Origin of the sequence: Pseudomonas urmiensis, assembly GCF_014268815.2 — a bacterium.
Taxonomy (GTDB): domain Bacteria; phylum Pseudomonadota; class Gammaproteobacteria; order Pseudomonadales; family Pseudomonadaceae; genus Aquipseudomonas; species Aquipseudomonas urmiensis.
Window position 1 is genome coordinate 4,177,166 of sequence record NZ_JABWRE020000001.1, and the last position, 18,986, is coordinate 4,196,151.

Genomic DNA, 18,986 nt, shown 5'->3' on the forward strand with positions numbered 1-18,986 from the left:
CCGGAGATGGAGCATCCTGCGCATTGGATCAGATGAGTGAGAGGCGGTCTATTCATGTCCACCCAAGAAAAGCAAAAAGCCAGGCAAAATCTTTATGGGGTCGAGCCCTATCAGGAGACCAAGGGTGAGGAGTACATGGGTGAACCCATGCGCAAGCACTTCATCAATATCCTGAACGCTTGGAAGCAGGAGCTGATGGTCGGCGTCGACAAGACCGTTGACCATATGAAAGAAGAGGCGGCCAACTTCGCCGACCCGGCAGACCGTGCCACGCAAGAGGAAGAGTTTGCCCTTGAACTGCGCGCACGTGACCGCGAGCGCAAGCTGATCAAGAAGATCGACAAGACCCTGCAACTGATTCAGGACAAAGAGTACGGCTGGTGCGAGAGCTGCGGCATCGAGATCGGCCTGCGTCGTCTTGAAGCTCGCCCTACTGCCGATCTTTGCTTCGACTGCAAAGAAGTTGCCGAGCAAAAGGAAAAAACGGTCGGCAAGGGCTGATCCTGATTTCCACCGAACGGGGCGCTCAATGCGCCCCGTTTCATTTATAGATACTGTTAACCCATGACCCCATCACCCTACGTCGGGCGCTTTGCTCCCACTCCCAGCGGTTTTCTGCACTTCGGCTCACTGGTTGCCGCCCTCGCCTCCTGGCTGGATGCCCGGGCTGTCGGTGGACGTTGGCTGCTACGCATGGAAGACACCGACCCACCGCGCGAGATGCCCGGTGCACGCGATGCCATCTTGCACACCCTGGAAGGTTATGGCCTGGAGTGGGATGGCGAGGTGGTGTTCCAAAGCCAGCGCCATGATGCGTACGCCGAGGTCGTCGAACGCCTGTTCCGCCAGGGCCTGGCCTATGCCTGTACCTGCTCGCGCAAGCAGCTGGAGGGGAGCAACGGTATTTATCCAGGCACTTGCCGCAATGCCGGCCATGCTCGCGAAGGCGCGGCGATTCGGCTGCGGGTGCCAGAGCTGACCTACCGCTTTAGTGACCGGGTGCAAGGCGAGTTCGCCCAGCATCTGGGCCGCGAAGTGGGCGATTTCATCATCCAGCGTCGCGATGGGCTGTATGCCTACCAATTGGCGGTGGTGCTGGACGATGCCTGGCAAGGTGTGACCGACATCGTGCGTGGGGCTGACTTGCTCGACAACACCCCGCGCCAGCTGTATCTGCAAGAGCTGCTGGGATTCTCCCAGCCGCGCTACTTGCATATCCCGCTGATCATCCAGCCGGATGGGCACAAATTGGGCAAGTCGTATCGCTCGCCGCCGCTGGCGCCTGAGCAGGCCACGCCGTTGCTGCTACGGGCGTTGCGGGCGCTGGGACAAGTGACTGATCCGGCGCTGGAGGGTGCCAGCCCTGGCGAAGTGCTGGCAGTGGCGCGACAGCAGTGGAGGCCTGACGCCATCGCCTCTCGAATGACCGTGCCAGAGGCTGATCTGCGCTGAGCCTGTGCCGGCTCTATCGCGGGGCAAGCCCGCTCCCACGCCTGCGCCCAGTTGAGATAGGCCGGCGTGGGAGCGGGCTTGCCCCGCGATAGGGCCTCCACTGGCACTGAAAAACGACGCGAAAACCCAATAAATTCAATTTCTTGCCGTACAACACGGAATCCCGCTAGCATCGCCCCCGCCATTTGCGCCAATAATAAGTCCAAGCCCGCAGCGCCCAACCATCGAGGCCAGCATGTACATCTATCGTTTGGTCCTGCTTCTGGTCGTGGGGATCTACTTGTTCTCCCCAGCCATCATGGACTGGTGGATCGAGCCGACCGGAGCCTGGTATCGCCCATACCTGCTCTGGCTGATCCTGATCGTCGTCACCTTCATCCTGCAGAGCCAACGAGATGCCGATGAGCTTTAGCCTGACCCAGATGATCCTGATCAGCGCCGGGTACCTGTTGGTGCTGTTCGGCGTGGCCTGGATCAGCGAACGCGGGCTGATCCCGCGCTCGGTCATCCGCCACCCGCTGACCTACACCCTGTCGCTGGGCGTCTACGCCAGTGCCTGGGCCTTCTATGGCTCGGTGGGCCTGGCCTACCAGTACGGCTATGGCTTCCTGGCCTGCTACCTGGGGGTGTCCGGGGCCTTCCTGTTGGCACCGGTGCTGCTCTACCCGATCTTGAAGATCACCCGCACCTACCAGCTGTCGTCACTGGCCGACCTGCTCGCGTTTCGCTTTCGCAGCACCTGGGCCGGGGCCCTGACCACCATCTTCATGTTGATTGGCGTATTGCCGTTGCTGGCCCTGCAGATCCAGGCTGTGGCCGACTCGATCAGCATCCTCACCGGCGAGCCGGTCAAAGCCCGGGTGGCGTTCGCCTTCTGCGCATTGATTATCCTGTTCACCATCTTCTTCGGCTCACGCCACATCGCCACCCGCGAAAAGCACGAAGGCCTGGTGTTCGCCATCGCCTTCGAGTCGGTGATCAAGCTGCTGGCTCTAGGCGGAGTCGGCCTGTATGCCCTGTACGGCGTGTTTGGCGGGCCGCACGGGCTGGAAGTCTGGCTGCTGCAGAACCAGACCGCCCTGGCCGCGTTGCATACACCTTTGCAAGAAGGCCCATGGCGCACCCTGCTGCTGGTGTTCTTCGCCTCGGCCATCGTCATGCCGCACATGTACCACATGGCCTTCACCGAGAACCTCAGCCCACGCTCGCTGGTCAGCGCCAGCTGGGGCCTGCCGCTGTTCCTGCTGTTGATGAGCCTGGCCGTGCCGCTGATTCTCTGGGCTGGCCTGCGCCTGGGGGCAAGCACCAACCCTGAATACTTCACCCTGGGCCTAGGCATTGCCGCAAACAATGAGGCACTGGCGCTGCTGGCCTACATTGGCGGGCTGTCCGCCGCCAGCGGCTTGATCATCGTCACCACCCTGGCGCTGTCAGGCATGGCGCTGAATCATCTGGTGCTGCCGCTCTACCAGCCACCGGCGGAAGGCAACATCTACCGGTGGCTGAAATGGACCCGGCGCGCGCTGATCGTCGCCATCATCACCGCCGGATTCATCTTCTACCTGACCCAGAACACTCACCAGAGCCTGGCCAACCTGGGCATCGTCGCCTTCGTCGCCACCTTGCAGTTCCTCCCTGGCGTGCTGTCGGTCCTGTACTGGCCAACCGCGAACCGGCGCGGCTTCATCGCCGGGCTGTTGGCCGGCATGCTGGTGTGGATGGTGACCATGCTGCTGCCGCTACTGGGTAACCTGCAGGGCTTCTACATCCCGCTGCTGAACATGATCTACGTGCTCGACGACACCAGCTGGCACATGGCGGCAATCGCCTCGCTGGCGGCCAACGTCCTGCTGTTCACCCTGATCTCGTTGTTCACCAATGCCAGCAGCGAAGAAATCAGCGCCGCCGAAGCCTGTGCGGTGGACAACGTGCGCCGGCCACAACGCCGCGAGCTGCACGCCGCCTCGCCACAAGAGTTCGCCACCCAACTGGCCAAGCCGCTCGGCGCCAAGGCCGCGCAAAAAGAAGTCGAGCAGGCCCTGCGCGATCTCTACCTGCCCTTCGACGAGCGCCGCCCGTATGCCCTGCGCCGCCTGCGCGACCGCATCGAGGCCAACCTGTCCGGGCTGATGGGGCCAAGCGTGGCCCAGGACATGGTCGAGACGTTCCTGCCGTACAAGTCTGGCAACGAGAACTACGTCACCGAAGACATCCACTTCATCGAGAGCCGCCTGGAAGACTACCACTCGCGCCTGACCGGCCTTGCCGCCGAACTCGATGCCCTGCGCCGCTACCACCGCCAGACCCTGCAGGAGCTGCCGATGGGGGTCTGCTCGCTGGCCAAGGACCAGGAAATCCTCATGTGGAACAAAGCCATGGAGGAGCTGACCGGGATCGCCGCCAAGCACGTGGTCGGTTCACGCCTGATGACCATCAGCGAACCCTGGCGCGGCCTGCTGCAAGGCTTCATCAACGTACCCGATGAGCACTTGCACAAGCAGCGCCTGGGCCTGGATGGCCAAATCCGCTGGCTCAACCTGCACAAGGCAGCCATCGACGAGCCTCTCGCGCCAGGTAACAGCGGCTTGGTCCTGCTGGTCGAAGACCTCACCGAAACCCAGGCCCTGGAAGACAAGCTGGTGCACTCCGAGCGCCTGGCCAGCATCGGCCGCCTGGCCGCCGGGGTGGCCCACGAGATCGGCAACCCGATCACCGGCATCGCCTGCCTGGCGCAGAACCTGCGCGAAGAACGCGAAGGCGACGGCGAGATCACCGAACTGTCCAGCCAGATCATCGAGCAGACCAAGCGCGTATCGCGCATCGTCCAGTCGCTGATGAGCTTCGCCCACGCCGGCGGCAGCCAGCAGAACAGCGAAGAGCCGGTGTGCCTAGCGGAGGTGGCGCAAGATGCCATCGGTCTGCTGGCCCTCAACCGGCGCAATTTCGAAGTACAGTTCTTCAACCTCTGCGACCCCGATCACTGGGTCGAGGGCGACCCGCAACGCCTGGCCCAGGTGCTGATCAACCTGCTCTCCAACGCTCGCGACGCCTCGCCCCCGGGCAGCGCCGTGCGGGTGCGTAGCGAGATGAGCGAGCACGCCGTCGACCTGATCGTCGAGGACGAAGGCAGTGGCATCCCGAAAAACATCATGGACCGCCTGTTCGAACCGTTCTTCACCACCAAGGACCCAGGCGAGGGAACCGGACTGGGGCTCGCTCTGGTCTATTCCATCGTGGAAGAGCATTATGGGCAAATCACCATCGACAGCCCCGCCGATATCGAACGGCAGCGTGGCACCCGGATCCGCGTGACCCTGCCCCGGCATGTCGTAGCGACGTCCCCTGAAATTCGAGACCGTCGAGAGAATTGAATCAATGCCGCATATTCTGATCGTCGAAGACGAAACCATCATCCGCTCGGCCTTGCGTCGACTGCTCGAGCGCAACCAGTACCAGGTCAGCGAAGCCGGCTCGGTGCAGGAAGCCCAGGAACGCTTCAGCATTGCCACCTTCGACCTGATCGTCAGCGATCTGCGTCTGCCTGGCGCGCCCGGCACCGAGCTGATCAAGCTCGGCCAGGGCACCCCGGTGCTGATCATGACCAGCTACGCCAGCCTGCGCTCGGCAGTCGACTCGATGAAGATGGGCGCGGTGGACTACATCGCCAAGCCCTTCGACCATGACGAGATGCTCCAGGCCGTGGCGCGGATTCTGCGCGACCGCCAGAACGCCCCCGCCGCGGCGCCAGCCAGCGCCGAGCCACGGGCCAATGGCAAGCCAGGCGCCGCCGACAAGGGCAGCAACAACGCCGCCAACGGCGAGATCGGCATCATCGGCTCGTGCCCGCCGATGCAGGATATGTACAGCAAGATCCGCAAGGTCGCCCCGACTGACTCCAATGTGTTGATCCAGGGCGAATCCGGCACCGGTAAAGAGCTGGTCGCCCGCGCCCTGCACAATCTATCGCGACGGGCCAAGGCGCCGATGATCTCGGTCAACTGCGCGGCCATCCCGGAAACCCTGATCGAGTCGGAGCTGTTCGGCCACGAGAAAGGCGCATTCACCGGCGCCAGCGCGGGTCGTGCCGGCCTGGTCGAAGCGGCCGACGGCGGGACGCTGTTCCTCGATGAAATCGGCGAACTGCCACTCGAAGCCCAGGCGCGTCTGCTGCGTGTGTTGCAGGAAGGCGAAATTCGCCGGGTCGGCTCAGTGCAGTCGCAGAAAGTCGATGTGCGCCTGATCGCAGCGACCCACCGCGACTTGAAGAACCTGGCCAAGGCTGGGCAGTTCCGCGAAGACCTTTATTACCGCCTGCACGTGATCGCCCTGAAGCTGCCGGCCCTGCGTGAGCGTGGCAGTGACGTCAATGAGATCGCCAATGCCTTCCTCGCCCGACAGAGCGCGCGCATCGGTCGCGATGACCTGCACTTCTCCCACGAAGCCGAGCAGGCCATTCGTCATTACAGCTGGCCGGGTAACGTGCGCGAGCTGGAAAACGCTGTCGAGCGCGCGGTTATTCTCAGCGAGAGCCCGGAAATTTCCGCCGAGCTGCTGGGCATCGACATCGAACTGAGCGATTTGGACGATGACGACCTGCTGAACAATCTGCCGACCATCAGCGGTGTCAGCGCCAACAACGCCAGCCATGAGCCGACCGAGGATCTGTCGCTGGAAGATTACTTCCAACATTTCGTCCTCGAACACCAGGACCACATGACCGAGACCGAGCTTGCCCGCAAGCTGGGTGTCAGCCGCAAGTGCCTGTGGGAACGCCGCCAGCGCCTGGGCATTCCACGGCGCAAGAGCAACGCTACCAGCGATAACTGATAACGATCCGACATCATCGCGGGGCAAGCCCGCTCCCACGCGCGTGGGAGCGGGCTTGCCCCGCGATGCGTTCAGAGGTAACAGATCAGTTCGCGCAAAAATCTGTTACCCCACCCCTCCCGCCGTAACAGATGCCGAGGCGTACGGTAACGAAATTTCTACATTTGCCCGCCCGACAACCCCGCCAGAAACCCGCAAACCCCTGATTTTGCTGGACCTGCCAAAGTTGGCACGGCACCTGCTATATGTTTGGTACAAGAACAATAACAAGCACTGCAACTCAGAATAAGAACAAGACGAAACGGCTCACGCACAATAAAAACAAGACGGCGGAGGCGCAGCTAACTGATTCTTTTGGAGAGGAGTTGTGTTTGGGGCTTGCCCCACAACCAGGCAGAGAACAACAAAAACTGCACTAAAGCAGCGCCTACACTGGTTGGATCGACAGATCAGCATCACCTCAGCGGCCAAAGCAATCCGTTTGCTCTTTACCCCCGGTTTGGGGGTCGTCCACAAGTTTCGAGCTTTGTGGACAGGGCACTCAACAAAAACAAGAAGCCCAGCAGAAAAACAATAAGAGCACGCAACGACTTCTTGGGGAGCTTAGGCTCCCCTTGTCGTTTCTCCCCCCCTGAAACACCCCTTGGCGCATCGCCTACACCATTCCCCCAGTAAATGCTAGAATCCCCGCCCATCATGCGGCCATTCTCCTATCCGTGGCCGAACATTCCTTCAAACAGTGCATCCCATGCTGAAGAAGCTGTTCCAGTCATTCCGTCCGCCCACCGGTGGTCAACACCACAGGCGCACCACGCCTGAAGTGATCAACAAGAGCCAGCACTCGCTGCAACGCAGCCAGTTCAGCCGCCATGCGGTAAGCATCGTCGACCGCCTGCAGGCCGCCGGCTATCAGGCCTACCTGGTCGGTGGCTGCGTGCGCGACTTGCTACTGGGGATCAACCCCAAGGACTTCGACGTCGCCACCAGCGCCACCCCCGAACAGATCCGTGCCGAGTTCCGCAACGCCCGGATCATTGGCCGTCGCTTCAAGCTGGTCCACGTGCATTTCGGCCGTGAGATCATCGAAGTCGCCACCTTCCGCGCCCATCATTCGGACGAAGGCGAAGGCGATAGCCATCGCTCGTCGCACAATGCCAGCGGTCGCATCCTGCGTGACAACGTCTACGGCACCTTGGAAGAAGACGCGCAGCGCCGCGACTTCACCATCAATGCGCTGTACTACGATCCGGTCAGCGAGCGCATTCTCGACTACGCCAACGGTATCCATGACATCCGCAACCGCCTGTTGCGCTTGATTGGCGACCCGGTCCATCGCTACCAGGAAGACCCCGTGCGCATGCTGCGCGCCGTGCGTTTCGCCGCCAAGCTCGACTTCGGCATCGAAAAGCACACGGTCAAGCCGATTCGTGAGCTGGCGCCACTGCTGCGCGAGATTCCCGCTGCCCGCCTGTTCGAGGAGAGCCTCAAGCTGTTCCTCTCCGGCCAAGGCGCAATCGTCTTTGAAATGCTGGTCGACCTGGAGTTGTTCGAGCCGCTGTTCCCAGGCAGCAGCCATGCCCTGGAAGAGCGTCCGACCTATACCCATACACTGATCAGCCAGGCACTGGCCAACACCGACCTGCGCGTCAAGCAAGGCAAGCCGGTTACCCCCGCCTTCCTCTTCGCCGCCCTGCTCTGGCCAGCCCTGCCGGGCCGCGCGCTGTATCTGCAAAGCCAAGGCGTGCCGCCAATCCCGGCCATGAACCAGGCCGCGCACGACTTGATCGCCGAGCAGTGCCAGCGTATCGCTATCCCGAAACGCTTCACCCTGCCGATCCGCGAGATCTGGGACATGCAGGAGCGCCTGCCGCGCCGCAGCGGCAAACGCGCCGACATGCTGCTCGACAACCCTCGTTTCCGTGCCGGCTACGACTTCCTGCTGCTGCGTGAAAGCGCAGGCGAGGAAACCGAAGAACTCGGCCAATGGTGGACTGACTACCAGGAAGCCAACGACAGCGAGCGTCGCGACATGATCCGCGACCTGGGCAACCGTGACGATGGCGCCGGTGCCGCCCCACGCAAACGCAAGCGCAGCGGCTCCAAGCGCAAGCGCAGCGGTGACGAGGCCTTTGACTGAGCATGAGCAGCCGCGCCTACATCGGCCTGGGCAGTAACCTGGCCGATCCCGCCGAACAGCTGCGCAATGCCCTCGATGCCTTGGACAAGGCCGAGGGCACCCGCCTGGCAGGCGTGTCGAGCTTCTATGCCAGTGACTCGCTGCTGCCAGGCCAGCCGCGCTACACCAATGCCGTGGCCGCGCTGGACACCTCGCTGGCCCCGCTGCAACTGCTCGATGCCTTGCAAGCGATCGAGAATGAGCAGGGCCGGGTCCGTCAGGAGCGCTGGGGGCCACGCACCCTCGACCTGGATGTACTGCTGTTCGCTGACCAGGTCATCGATATTCCCCGCCTGAAAGTGCCGCATTACCACATGCAGGCGCGCCCCTTCGTGCTCTACCCGCTGGCCGAACTGGTCCCGGCGGATTTCACCCTCGCCGATGGCCGGCGCCTCGCCGAGCTGCTCGAAGACTGCCCGTTCGTCGGTCTGGAACGCCTGTAATTCGGGCGTTGCAGGCGACGGTAACGCCAGTAACACCCGCGCCGTAACAATGCGGTAACAGGGTCATTGACTTCGCCCCCCTCGCTCACGACTATAGGCGTCCCGTGGCGTCGATGTGCCACATATCACCTATTTAGGCCCGGACGGACCTGTGCCCGAACATCACAGTCGATGATGTGCCGCTCCGGAAGATGAATGCATGCGTTGTTCGCAGTCGTTTTTCACAGCGCCTGAACGAGGATTTCCTACATGCCTGAAGTAACCCTGACCACCCTGCACGGCCGTAAGGCCAAAGGTGAGAAAATCACCATGCTGACCTGCTACGACGCGACCTTCGCCAAGGTCGCCAGCCAGGCCGGTGTGGACGTACTGCTGGTGGGTGACTCGCTGGGCATGGTCCTGCAAGGTCACGACAGCACCCTGCCGGTCACTACCGCCGAGATGGCCTATCACACAGCCTGCGTCAAACGCGGCAATGACGGCGCGTTGATCCTTGCCGACCTGCCGTTCATGGCCCACGCCACCGCCGAACAGGCCTTTGCCAACTGCGCCACACTGATGCAGGCCGGCGCCCACATGATCAAACTCGAAGGTGCTGCCTGGCTGGCCGAAACCATCCGCCTGCTGGCCGAGCGCGGCGTGCCGGTGTGCGCGCACATGGGCTTGACCCCGCAAACTGTCAATGTACTGGGTGGCTACAAGGTCCAAGGCCGCCAGGAAGCCCAAGCGCGGCAGATGCGCGCTGACGCCATTGCCCTGGAGCAAGCCGGCGCGGCCATGCTGCTGCTCGAATGCGTACCCAGCGAGTTGGCGGCGGAGATCACCCAGGCGGTGAGCATTCCGGTCATTGGTATTGGTGCCGGCAGTGCAACTGACGGCCAGGTGCTGGTGCTGCACGACATGCTCGGCCTGTCCTTGAGCGGTCGCGTGCCGAAGTTCGTGAAGAACTTCATGGTCGGCCAGCCAGATATCCACAGTGCGCTGGTCGCCTATGTCACTGCGGTCAGAGACGTCAGCTTCCCCGCCAGCGAACACGGATTCAGCGCATGAACACAGTCAAGACCGTGCGCGAGCTGCGCGCTGCCGTCGCCCGCGCGCGTGGCGAAGGCAAGCGCATCGCCTTCGTCCCGACCATGGGCAACCTGCACAGCGGCCATGCTGCGCTAGTGACCAAGGCCGCCCAGCGTGCTGATTTCGTGGTTGCCAGCATCTTCGTCAATCCGCTGCAGTTTGGCGCCGGCGAAGACCTCGACAGCTATCCACGGACCCTGGCCGCCGACCAGGAGCGCTTGCTCCAGGCTGGCTGCCACCTGCTATTCGCACCCACCGTCGAAGAGATGTACCCCGACGGCATGAGCGTGCAGACCCGGGTCAGCGTGCCGCAGTTGTCCGAAGGCTTGTGCGGCGCCAGCCGTCCTGGGCACTTCGAAGGTGTCGCAACCGTGGTCAGCAAGCTGTTCAACATGGTCCAGCCCGACCTTGCCGTATTCGGCGAGAAAGACTTCCAGCAGCTGGCGGTGATCCGCGCCATGGTGCGCGACCTGAACATGCCGATCCAGATCATCGGCGAGCCGACCGTGCGCGCCGAGGATGGCCTGGCACTGTCGTCGCGCAATGGTTACCTGAGCCCGGAGCAGCGCGCAGCGGCGCCGGCGCTGTATCGTGAACTGAGTGCGATGGCCGACGCCATTCGCCATGGTCAGCGCGACTATGCTGCGTTGATCGTTGCGGCTCAGGCGCAGCTGCTGGCAGCAGGTTTTCGCCCGGACTATCTGGAGGTGCGCCATGCACTGACCTTGCGTCCGGCGATGATCGATGATCGCGATGTGGTGGTAATTGCTGCAGCGTACCTGGGTACTACACGACTGATCGATAACCTGTACCTGCATCTGGATGAACTGACTGCCTAGGCCTTGGGGGAGCAACTGACTTTGCTGTGTCAGTGCTGGCCTCTTCGCGGGCAAGCCCGCTCCCACAGGGATTTGCATGTTTTACGCGATCATTGTTGTGCCTGTGAGGCCCACTGTTTGCCGTGAGTCTTAGCGAGTTTCTCAAGGTCATCTCAATCCCTGTGCCGCCCCCACAGGGATTTGCATGTTGTACGCGATCATTGTTGTGCCTGGGAGGCCCACTGCTTGCCGTGAGTCATAGTGAATCTCTCAAGGTCATCTCGATCCCTGTGGGAGCGGGCTTGCCCGCGAAGGGCCGCGCAGCGGCCCAAATTCTCCCTGCCTGCCCCCATTCCCCCCACGCAAGCAATGCCTATAATGATCCCCAGCCTGCAACCGGCAGCGACTGCCCGTTGTCCAAGGCACGATCATGCATCAAGGAAACCATCCGCAATGGCGTATTACCGTACCCCCCATGATGTGACGGCGCTGCCCGCTTGGCAGGCGCTTGTGCAACACCGCGACGCCATGCAGGGCTTCAGCATGCGCGAAGCCTTCGCTGCCGATTCCAAGCGCTTCGACCAGTTTTCCCTGAGCAGTTGCGGGTTGTTCCTCGACTACTCGAAAAACCTGATTACCGAGCAGACCCGCGAGCTGCTGGTCAACCTGGCCAATGAAGTCGATCTTGCCCAGGCCATCGAGTCGATGTTCAACGGCGAAATCATCAACGCCTCGGAAGGACGCCCGGTGCTGCATACCGCGCTGCGCCGCCCGGTGGGCGACAAGCTCAGCGTCAATGGCGTCAACGTGATGCCTGAGGTGCACAAGGTCCTCAACCAGATCACCGAGCTGGTCGGCCGCATCCACGATGGCCTGTGGCGCGGATACAGCGAAAAGCCGATCACCGATGTGGTCAACATCGGCATCGGTGGCTCGTTCCTCGGCCCGGAGCTGGTTTCCGAAGCCCTGCTGCCCTACGCCCAGCGCGGGGTACGCTGCCATTACCTGGCGAACATCGACGGCAGTGAATTCCATGAGCTGTCGGCCAACCTGCGCGCCGAAACCACGCTGTTCATCGTCTCGTCGAAGTCGTTCAACACCCTCGAGACCTTGAAGAACGCCATGGCCGCACGGACCTGGTACCTGGCCCAAGGCGGCTCCGAGGCCGAGCTGTATCGCCACTTCATCGCCGTCTCGAGCAACAAGGCCGCCGCCGTGGCCTTCGGTATTCGCGAAGAGAACATCTTCCCCATGTGGGACTGGGTCGGCGGGCGCTACTCGCTGTGGTCGGCCATCGGCTTGCCGATCGCCCTGGCCATCGGCACCGCCAACTTCAAAGAACTGCTGTCTGGCGCCTACACCATGGACCAGCACTTCCAGACCGCGCCGTTCGACAAGAACATGCCGGTCCTGCTGGCCCTGCTCGGCGTCTGGTACGGCAATTTCTGGGGCGCCAACAGCCACGCGATCCTGCCATACGACCACTACCTGCGTAACATCACCAAGCACCTGCAACAGCTGGACATGGAGTCCAACGGCAAGAGCGTGCTGCAAGACGGCACCCCGGTGAAAACCGAGACTGGCCCGGTGATCTGGGGTGGTGTGGGTTGCAACGGTCAGCACGCTTATCACCAGTTGCTGCACCAAGGCACCCACTTGATCCCGGCGGACTTCATCGTCCCTGTGGTGAGCTTCAATCCGGTCGCCGACCATCACCAGTGGCTGTACGCCAACTGCCTGTCGCAGAGCCAGGCGCTGATGCTCGGCAAGACCCGCGAAGAGGCTGAGGCCGAACTGCGCGGCAAAGGCCTGAACGAAGCGGACATCGACAAGCTCGCGCCGCACAAGGTGATCCCGGGCAACCGCCCGAGCAACACCTTGGTAGTCGAGCGCATCAGTCCGCGCCGCCTCGGCGCACTGGTGGCGATGTATGAGCACAAGGTGTTCGTGCAAAGCGTGGTGTGGGGCATCAACGCCTTCGATCAGTGGGGCGTGGAACTGGGCAAAGAACTCGGCAAGGGTGTTTACCAGCGTCTGGTGGGCGCTCAGGAAGAGTCCGCCGAAGACGGCTCTACCCAAGGCTTGATCAACTACTTCCGTGGGCGTCACCGCGGCTGATCCCACCGCTGCCCACTCTCTATCGCGGGGCAAGCCCGCTCTCACGCAGCCTTGAAGGGCGTGGGGGCAGGCTTGCCCCGCGATGGTTTCTGCCCTGCCAACTTCGTGGAACATGTTCGCTGACTACACTGTCCATCGAATGATTGCCACGACAAGAGCAGGACAACCCGCCATGTTCGATCTCAGCAAATACCCCACCGCCTTGGCCGTCAGCCAGTCCGCACAGCTGACTGTGGACGATTACCAACGCCTCTACCGCCAGTCGGTAGACGACCCAGACAACTTCTGGGCCGAGCAGGCCAAACGCCTGGATTGGATCAAACCCTGGACCCGCGTGCAGCAGTCAGACCTGAAAACCGGCGAGGCGCGCTGGTTCGACAGTGGCCAACTGAACGTCAGCTACAACTGCATCGACCGTCACTTGGCCAAGCGCGGCGAGCAGACCGCGCTGCTCTGGGAAGGTGACGATCCGCAAGATTCGAACGCCATCAGCTACCGCGAACTGCACCGGCAAGTCTGCCGCCTGGCCAACGCGCTCAAGGCCCGCGGCGTGAACAAAGGCGATCGGGTATGCATCTATATGCCGATGATCCCTGAAGCGGCCTACGCCATGCTCGCCTGCGCTCGCATCGGCGCGATTCACTCGGTGGTCTTCGGCGGCTTCTCCCCCGATGCCCTGCGCGACCGTATTCTCGATGCCGATTGCCGCACCGTGATCACCGCCGACGAAGGCGTACGCGGTGGCAAACGTATCGCGCTCAAACAAAACGTCGACAAGGCCCTAGCCAGCTGCCCCAACGTCAGCAGCGTGTTCGTGGTGCGGCGCACCGGTGGCGAAGTCGCCTGGGACAACAACCGCGACCTCTGGTACCACACCGCGACCGAACTGGCTGGCGACGACTGCCCGCCTGAGCCAATGGAAGCTGAAGACCCGCTGTTCATCCTGTACACCTCCGGCAGCACCGGCAAACCCAAAGGAGTGCTGCACACCACCGGCGGTTACCTGCTGCAAGCCACGCTGACCTTCAAGGTGGTGTTCGATTACCGTGACGGCGAGGTGTTCTGGTGCACTGCCGATGTCGGCTGGGTCACTGGCCACAGCTATATCGTCTACGGCCCATTGGCCAATGGGGCGATCTCGCTGATGTTCGAGGGCGTGCCCAACTACCCGGACACCTCGCGGTTCTGGCAGGTGGTCGACAAGCATCAGGTGAACATCTTCTACACCGCGCCAACCGCCCTGCGCGCGCTGATGCGCGAAGGCTCAGGCCCACTGCAAAGCACCTCGAGGAAAAGCCTGCGGCTGCTTGGCAGCGTCGGCGAGCCGATCAACCCGGAAGCTTGGGAATGGTACTTCGAGGAGGTTGGGCAGAAGCGCTGCCCGATCGTCGATACCTGGTGGCAGACCGAAACCGGCGGCATCATGCTCAGCCCGCTGCCAGGCAACCCGCAGCTCAAGCCAGGCTGCGCCACCCAGCCGCTGTTTGGTGTGCAGCCGGTGCTGCTGGACGAGCAGGGCAAGCTGATCGAGGGCGCAGGCGCTGGGCTGCTGGCGATCAAGGCCAGCTGGCCTGGACAGATTCGCAGTGTGTATGGCGACCATCAGCGCATGGTCGACACTTATTTCAAGCCGTTGCCCGGCTACTACTTCACCGGTGACGGCGCCCGCCGCGACGCCGATGGCGACTACTGGATCACCGGGCGGGTCGACGATGTGATCAACGTCTCCGGCCACCGCATCGGCACTGCCGAGGTGGAAAGCGCGCTGGTGCTGCACGACAGCATCGCCGAGGCGGCCGTGGTCGGTTACCCTCACGATCTCAAGGGGCAAGGCATCTACGCCTTCGTCACGCCGATGAATGGGGTCGACCCTGACGATACTCTCAAGGCTGAACTGCTGGCACTGGTCAGCAAGGAGATCGGCAGCTTCGCCAAGCCCGAGATGATCCAGTGGGCGCCTGCCCTGCCCAAGACCCGTTCGGGCAAGATCATGCGGCGTATACTGCGCAAGATCGCCTGCAACGAGCTGGACAACCTGGGCGATACCTCGACCTTGGCCGACCCCAGCGTGGTCCAGGGCTTGATCGACAAACGCCTCAACCAATGACGGCGGCCCATGGCGGGCTGCCCCCAACAGCAGGTCGCCATGGAAGCCTTACGCCGTCGTATCGAAACCCAGGTCATGAGCCTCACCGGGTTGGCCCTCGGCCAGCTCGACCTGGAATCGCCCAAAGGCGACCCTGGCTTGTTCGGACCCAAGAGCATCAGCTGGCAGGTGCATGGCGACTTCCCCAGCATGCTGGTAGGCGGCATTAGTGCGCTGATGCTGCAACTGCTGCATCCGCTGGCGTTGGCCGGGGTATGGGATCACTCCAACTTTCGTCAGGACTTGCTGGGTCGCTTGCGCCGCACCAGCCAGTTCATCTCCGGCACCACCTTTGGCTCGACCCGGGATGCCCAATGGTTGATCGACAAGGTGCGCACCATCCACCTGCAAGTGGTCGGCACCGCTGCCGATGGCCGCCCGTATGCCGCCAGTGATCCCGACCTGCTGACCTGGGTACATGTGGCCGAGGTCAGCAGTTTTCTTGCCGCGCACCTGCGTTACCGCAACCCCCATCTGTCTCGCGCCGACCAGGACGCGTATTACGATGAGATCGCACTGATCGCCGAGCGCCTTGGGGCACGTAACGTGCCTCGCTCCTGCCAGCAGATCGACGACTACCTGCAACGCATGCGCCCGCACCTGCAGTGCGACGCCCGTAGCCTTGAGGTAGTGAGCATTCTGCTCAAGGCCCCTGCCCCCAGCCGTCTGGCTGAGCCTGTGGGCAAGCTCATGCTGCAAGCGGGCATCGACCTGCTGCCGGACTGGGGCCGGGACATGCTCGGTCTGCACCAGGGGCAATTGCGCAGTCGCATGATCCGCCTGGGCATAGCCCGCACCGCGCCGGTCTTGCGCTGGGCCATGCGCGACAGCTCGGCGCATCGGGCCAGGCGGCGCATGGGCATCGACTAAGGTAATTTGGCTGGTTCTGCGGAACCGATTTAACGTGCCATACTCCAAGCACTCCCGCTTGGATAGACGAAGCTGCACATGCCCAAAGGATTGACTCGCGCCATCGGCGCCTTGCTGGCCCTCGTGGCCCTGTATAGCCTGCTCGGCTTCCTCATTCTCCCCGGCGTCGGCCTACGTATTGCCAACCAGCAGTTGGCCAAGTACGCCACGGTGCCGGCGCAATTGACGCGTATCGAGCTCAACCCCTTCAGCCTTGAACTGACGCTTTGGGGCTTGCAGATTGGCGAGCCGGGCAAAGAGCAGGTCGGCTTCGAACGCCTTTACGCCAACCTCTCGCTCGACAGCCTGTGGAGCGGCGCCCTGCACCTGGATGCAGTGGAGCTGGACAAGGCGCGCAGCGAAGTGCTGTTCGCCAAAGACGGCAGCCTCAACCTCACCCAGCTGTTCAAACTGCCGCCCAGCGAGCCGAAAGCTGAAGAGCCGGCGAGCGATCCGTTCCCGCTGCGCATTGGCAGCATCAAGCTCAACGAAGGCTACCTGCACTTCCAGGACCTGCGTCCGAGTGAGCCCATCGAGTTTCTTTACGACTCGATGAACCTTGAGCTGAAGAACCTCAGCACCCTACCTGACGACAACGCTGACATGAGCCTGGTCGCCAATGGCCCGGCCGGTGGCCGCATCGACTGGAAAGGCACCCTGGGTCTGGCCCCGATTGCCTCCGAAGGCACCTTGAAGATCACCGACGGCAAGATGAAAGCCTGGTGGCCCTACGTGCGCGACGCTGTGCCGTTGGTCCTGGAAGACGGCGTAATCAGCCTCGACACCCACTACAAGCTCAACCTGGCAAAGGAAACCGAGCTGTTGCTGGACAACACTTCGGTGCGCATCGCCCCGTTCGCCATCAAGGCACCGGACGGCCGCCCATTGGCCCGCCTGGCGAGCCTTGAGGTCAGCGAGACCTCTATCGACCTGGCCAAGCAGTTGGTCACCGTCGGCAAGATCCGTAGTGAGAAACTGGAAACCTGGGCAGCACTGGAAAAAGATGGCCAGCTCGATTGGCAGAAGTTATTCGCCAGCCAGCCGGCCAAGGCCAGCCCAAAAGAAAAAGCCGAACCCGCTGCCGCTGAGCCCAGCAGCGAGGAGAAAGCCGCAGCAGAGCCGAGCAAGCCTTGGCAGGTATTGCTCAAGGATGTACAGGCGCGCAACTACATGATTCACCTGGCTGACCGCAGCCAGAAAGAGCCGGTAGCGTTGGACGTCGGTCCGCTCAACCTTGACCTGCAGGGTTTCGACAGCCTCAACAAGTCGCCCTTCACCCTCAAGCTTGACACTGGCGTCGGCAAGCAAGGCAAGCTGCAGGCCGCAGGCCAGGTCAACCTGGCACCGGTAACGGCCAAGCTCGATGTCACTACCAGCGATATCGACCTGCGGGTGGCCCAGGCCTACATCAGCCCGTTCATTCGCCTGGAACTGCGCAGTGGCATGCTCTCGAGCAGCCTCAAGGTCGACCTCAAGAGCACCGAGCCGCTGGCCTTCAGCGTCGGCGGCAAGGCCCAGGTCAACCAACTGCACACCCTCGATACGATCAAGAACCGCGACTTCGTCAAATGGCAGCAACTGAACCTCGACGGTCTGTCCTATGTGCATGGTGATGCCCTGTCGATCGACAAGGTCAATCTGCTGCAGCCGTATGCGCGCTTCATCATCAACGAAGACCGCACCACCAACGTCGATGACCTGCTGATTCCACAACCGGCCGGTAGCGCCAGTACTGCCCAAGCCAAGCCGGCAGCGGCCAGCAACGACAAGCCGCTGGGGATTCACATCGGCCAGATCGACATCAACGATGGCTCGGCGAATTTCGCCGATCTGACCCTGACCCCCAACTTCGCCACGGCGGTGCAGCAGCTCAATGGCCAGGTTGGCACCATCGACAACCGCAAGCCGGCTCCGGCGAAAGTCGACATCAAGGGCAAGGTCGACCGTTATGCCCCGGTCACCATCAAAGGTGCGCTCAATCCATTCAACCCGATGGCCAGCCTGGACATCGCTACCAGCTTCAAGCGGGTCGAGCTGACCACCCTGACGCCCTACTCCGGCAAGTTCGCAGGTTTCCGCATCCGCAAGGGGCGGCTGAACCTCGACCTGCACTACCTGATCACCAACGGCCAGCTCAAAGCCGAGAACAAAGTGGTGGTCGAGCAGCTGCAACTGGGTGAGAAAGTCGACAGCCCGGATGCCGTGGACCTGCCCATCCGCCTGGCGGTGGCGCTGCTCAAGGATACCGAAGGCAAGATCTCGATCGAGCTGCCGGTCACCGGCGACCTTAATAATCCCCAGTTCAGCGTCATGCCGATCGTCTGGCAGACCCTGCGCAACCTGGTGCTGCGTGCAGCCCAGGCGCCGTTCAAGTTCATTGGTGGGCTGGTCGCCGGCGGCGGTTCGGAAGACCTCGGTACCGTGGCCTTTGCTCCAGGTTCCAGCGACCTGAGTGGCGACGCCCAGTCGGCCCTGGACAAGCTGGCCTCCGCCCTTAAAGAGCGCCCGGAACTGCGCCTGGAAATCGAAGGCACCAGCGCCCAGACCAGCGACGGCCCATTGATCGCCGAACAGCGTCTGGAGCGCGAGTACCAGGCTACTTGGTACAAGATCCTCCAGCGCCGTGGTGACAAGGTGCCGGCCAACGCCTCCATGTTGGTGGTAGATGACAGCGACAAGCCGGCCATGCTCGAAGGCATCTACCGCACGCGCTTGAAACAGCAGCCCCCGGGCGAATGGCAGGAACTGAGCCGCGATGAACGTACGGCCAAGCTGCGCGAAGCGGTGATCAAGTCGTGGGCGGAAAGCGCTGCACTGCTGCGTCAGCTGGGCCAGGAACGCGCCGGCAACATCAAGGATTACCTGGTGGACAAGGGCAAGCTTGAGGATGACCGGGTGTACTTCATCGATACCACCCTGGGTAAAGCCGAGAGCGATGGGCGGGTGATCACGCCGATGCATCTAGACGCTGAGTAGTATCGTCTGTCTTGGGGCTGCTGTGCAGCCCTTCGCGGCGTTCCGGTGCC

At 62.4% G+C, this 18,986-nt stretch carries 13 protein-coding genes; all 13 read left to right on the forward strand.

Annotated features, from left to right (window positions below; all coding sequences use genetic code 11):
- The first annotated feature begins 54 nt into the window (after positions 1–54).
- The 13 genes from dksA to HU737_RS18935 all read left to right on the forward strand — a co-directional run bounded on the left by dksA (position 55) and on the right by HU737_RS18935 (position 18,936).
- A complete protein-coding gene (gene dksA / locus HU737_RS18875; RefSeq protein WP_186556472.1) occupies positions 55–501 on the forward strand; it encodes an RNA polymerase-binding protein DksA in 447 nt (148 codons plus the stop codon).
- A gap of 63 nt (positions 502–564) precedes the next feature.
- The gene (gene gluQRS, locus HU737_RS18880; RefSeq protein WP_186556473.1) at positions 565–1,452 is read left to right on the forward strand and encodes a tRNA glutamyl-Q(34) synthetase GluQRS; all 888 of its coding nucleotides are present in this window, start codon (positions 565–567) and stop codon (positions 1,450–1,452) included.
- Positions 1,453–1,687: 235 nt separating this feature from the next.
- On the forward strand, positions 1,688–1,864 hold the full coding sequence (locus HU737_RS18885; RefSeq protein ID WP_003250005.1) for a hypothetical protein: 177 nt from the start codon (positions 1,688–1,690) through the stop codon (positions 1,862–1,864).
- Entirely contained in the window at positions 1,848–4,823 is a 2,976-nt protein-coding gene (locus tag HU737_RS18890; RefSeq protein WP_186556474.1) for a sensor histidine kinase, read from the forward strand. Before HU737_RS18885 ends, HU737_RS18890 begins: the two co-directional genes overlap by 17 nt.
- A 4-nt stretch (positions 4,824–4,827) precedes the next feature.
- The gene (locus tag HU737_RS18895; protein WP_186556475.1) at positions 4,828–6,279 is read left to right on the forward strand and encodes a sigma-54-dependent transcriptional regulator; all 1,452 of its coding nucleotides are present in this window, start codon (positions 4,828–4,830) and stop codon (positions 6,277–6,279) included.
- Positions 6,280–7,027: 748 nt separating this feature from the next.
- Positions 7,028–8,416 carry a polynucleotide adenylyltransferase PcnB gene (locus HU737_RS18900; RefSeq protein ID WP_186556476.1) on the forward strand — a complete coding sequence of 463 codons (1,389 nt, stop codon included), beginning with the start codon at positions 7,028–7,030 and terminating at the stop codon, positions 8,414–8,416.
- A 2-nt stretch (positions 8,417–8,418) separates the two neighbouring features.
- Positions 8,419–8,898 (forward strand): 2-amino-4-hydroxy-6-hydroxymethyldihydropteridine diphosphokinase, encoded by a 480-nt coding sequence (gene folK, locus HU737_RS18905; protein ID WP_186556477.1) that lies wholly within the window; start codon positions 8,419–8,421, stop codon positions 8,896–8,898.
- A 249-nt stretch (positions 8,899–9,147) separates the two neighbouring features.
- Positions 9,148–9,948 (forward strand): 3-methyl-2-oxobutanoate hydroxymethyltransferase, encoded by an 801-nt coding sequence (panB, locus tag HU737_RS18910; protein ID WP_186556478.1) that lies wholly within the window; start codon positions 9,148–9,150, stop codon positions 9,946–9,948.
- Positions 9,945–10,808, forward strand: a complete 864-nt coding sequence (gene panC / locus HU737_RS18915; protein WP_186556479.1) for a pantoate--beta-alanine ligase — start codon at positions 9,945–9,947, stop codon at positions 10,806–10,808. Before panB ends, panC begins: the two co-directional genes overlap by 4 nt.
- Positions 10,809–11,240: 432 nt before the next feature.
- A complete protein-coding gene (gene pgi, locus HU737_RS18920; RefSeq protein WP_186556480.1) occupies positions 11,241–12,905 on the forward strand; it encodes a glucose-6-phosphate isomerase in 1,665 nt (554 codons plus the stop codon).
- A gap of 172 nt (positions 12,906–13,077) precedes the next feature.
- The gene (gene acs / locus HU737_RS18925) at positions 13,078–15,012 is read left to right on the forward strand and encodes an acetate--CoA ligase (RefSeq protein ID WP_186556481.1); all 1,935 of its coding nucleotides are present in this window, start codon (positions 13,078–13,080) and stop codon (positions 15,010–15,012) included.
- A gap of 39 nt (positions 15,013–15,051) precedes the next feature.
- Positions 15,052–15,921 (forward strand): oxygenase MpaB family protein, encoded by an 870-nt coding sequence (locus tag HU737_RS18930; RefSeq protein WP_186556482.1) that lies wholly within the window; start codon positions 15,052–15,054, stop codon positions 15,919–15,921.
- Between the two features lie 78 nt (positions 15,922–15,999).
- Positions 16,000–18,936 (forward strand): DUF748 domain-containing protein, encoded by a 2,937-nt coding sequence (locus tag HU737_RS18935; RefSeq protein WP_186556483.1) that lies wholly within the window; start codon positions 16,000–16,002, stop codon positions 18,934–18,936.
- Positions 18,937–18,986: the final 50 nt, after the last annotated feature.

Bases quoted from the DNA above. Each gene is read 5' to 3' on its own strand.
- HU737_RS18895 (WP_186556475.1), top strand. From the start codon at position 4,828: ATGCCGCATATTCTGATCGTCGAAGACGAAACCATCATCCGCTCGGCC.
- HU737_RS18890 (WP_186556474.1), top strand. From the start codon at position 1,848: ATGCCGATGAGCTTTAGCCTGACCCAGATGATCCTGATCAGCGCCGGG.
- folK (WP_186556477.1), top strand. From the start codon at position 8,419: ATGAGCAGCCGCGCCTACATCGGCCTGGGCAGTAACCTGGCCGATCCC.
- HU737_RS18885 (WP_003250005.1), top strand. From the start codon at position 1,688: ATGTACATCTATCGTTTGGTCCTGCTTCTGGTCGTGGGGATCTACTTG.
- pgi (WP_186556480.1), top strand. From the start codon at position 11,241: ATGGCGTATTACCGTACCCCCCATGATGTGACGGCGCTGCCCGCTTGG.
- HU737_RS18935 (WP_186556483.1), top strand. From the start codon at position 16,000: ATGCCCAAAGGATTGACTCGCGCCATCGGCGCCTTGCTGGCCCTCGTG.
- panC (WP_186556479.1), top strand. From the start codon at position 9,945: ATGAACACAGTCAAGACCGTGCGCGAGCTGCGCGCTGCCGTCGCCCGC.
- dksA (WP_186556472.1), top strand. From the start codon at position 55: ATGTCCACCCAAGAAAAGCAAAAAGCCAGGCAAAATCTTTATGGGGTC.
- gluQRS (WP_186556473.1), top strand. From the start codon at position 565: ATGACCCCATCACCCTACGTCGGGCGCTTTGCTCCCACTCCCAGCGGT.
- acs (WP_186556481.1), top strand. From the start codon at position 13,078: ATGTTCGATCTCAGCAAATACCCCACCGCCTTGGCCGTCAGCCAGTCC.
- HU737_RS18930 (WP_186556482.1), top strand. From the start codon at position 15,052: ATGGAAGCCTTACGCCGTCGTATCGAAACCCAGGTCATGAGCCTCACC.
- HU737_RS18900 (WP_186556476.1), top strand. From the start codon at position 7,028: ATGCTGAAGAAGCTGTTCCAGTCATTCCGTCCGCCCACCGGTGGTCAA.
- panB (WP_186556478.1), top strand. From the start codon at position 9,148: ATGCCTGAAGTAACCCTGACCACCCTGCACGGCCGTAAGGCCAAAGGT.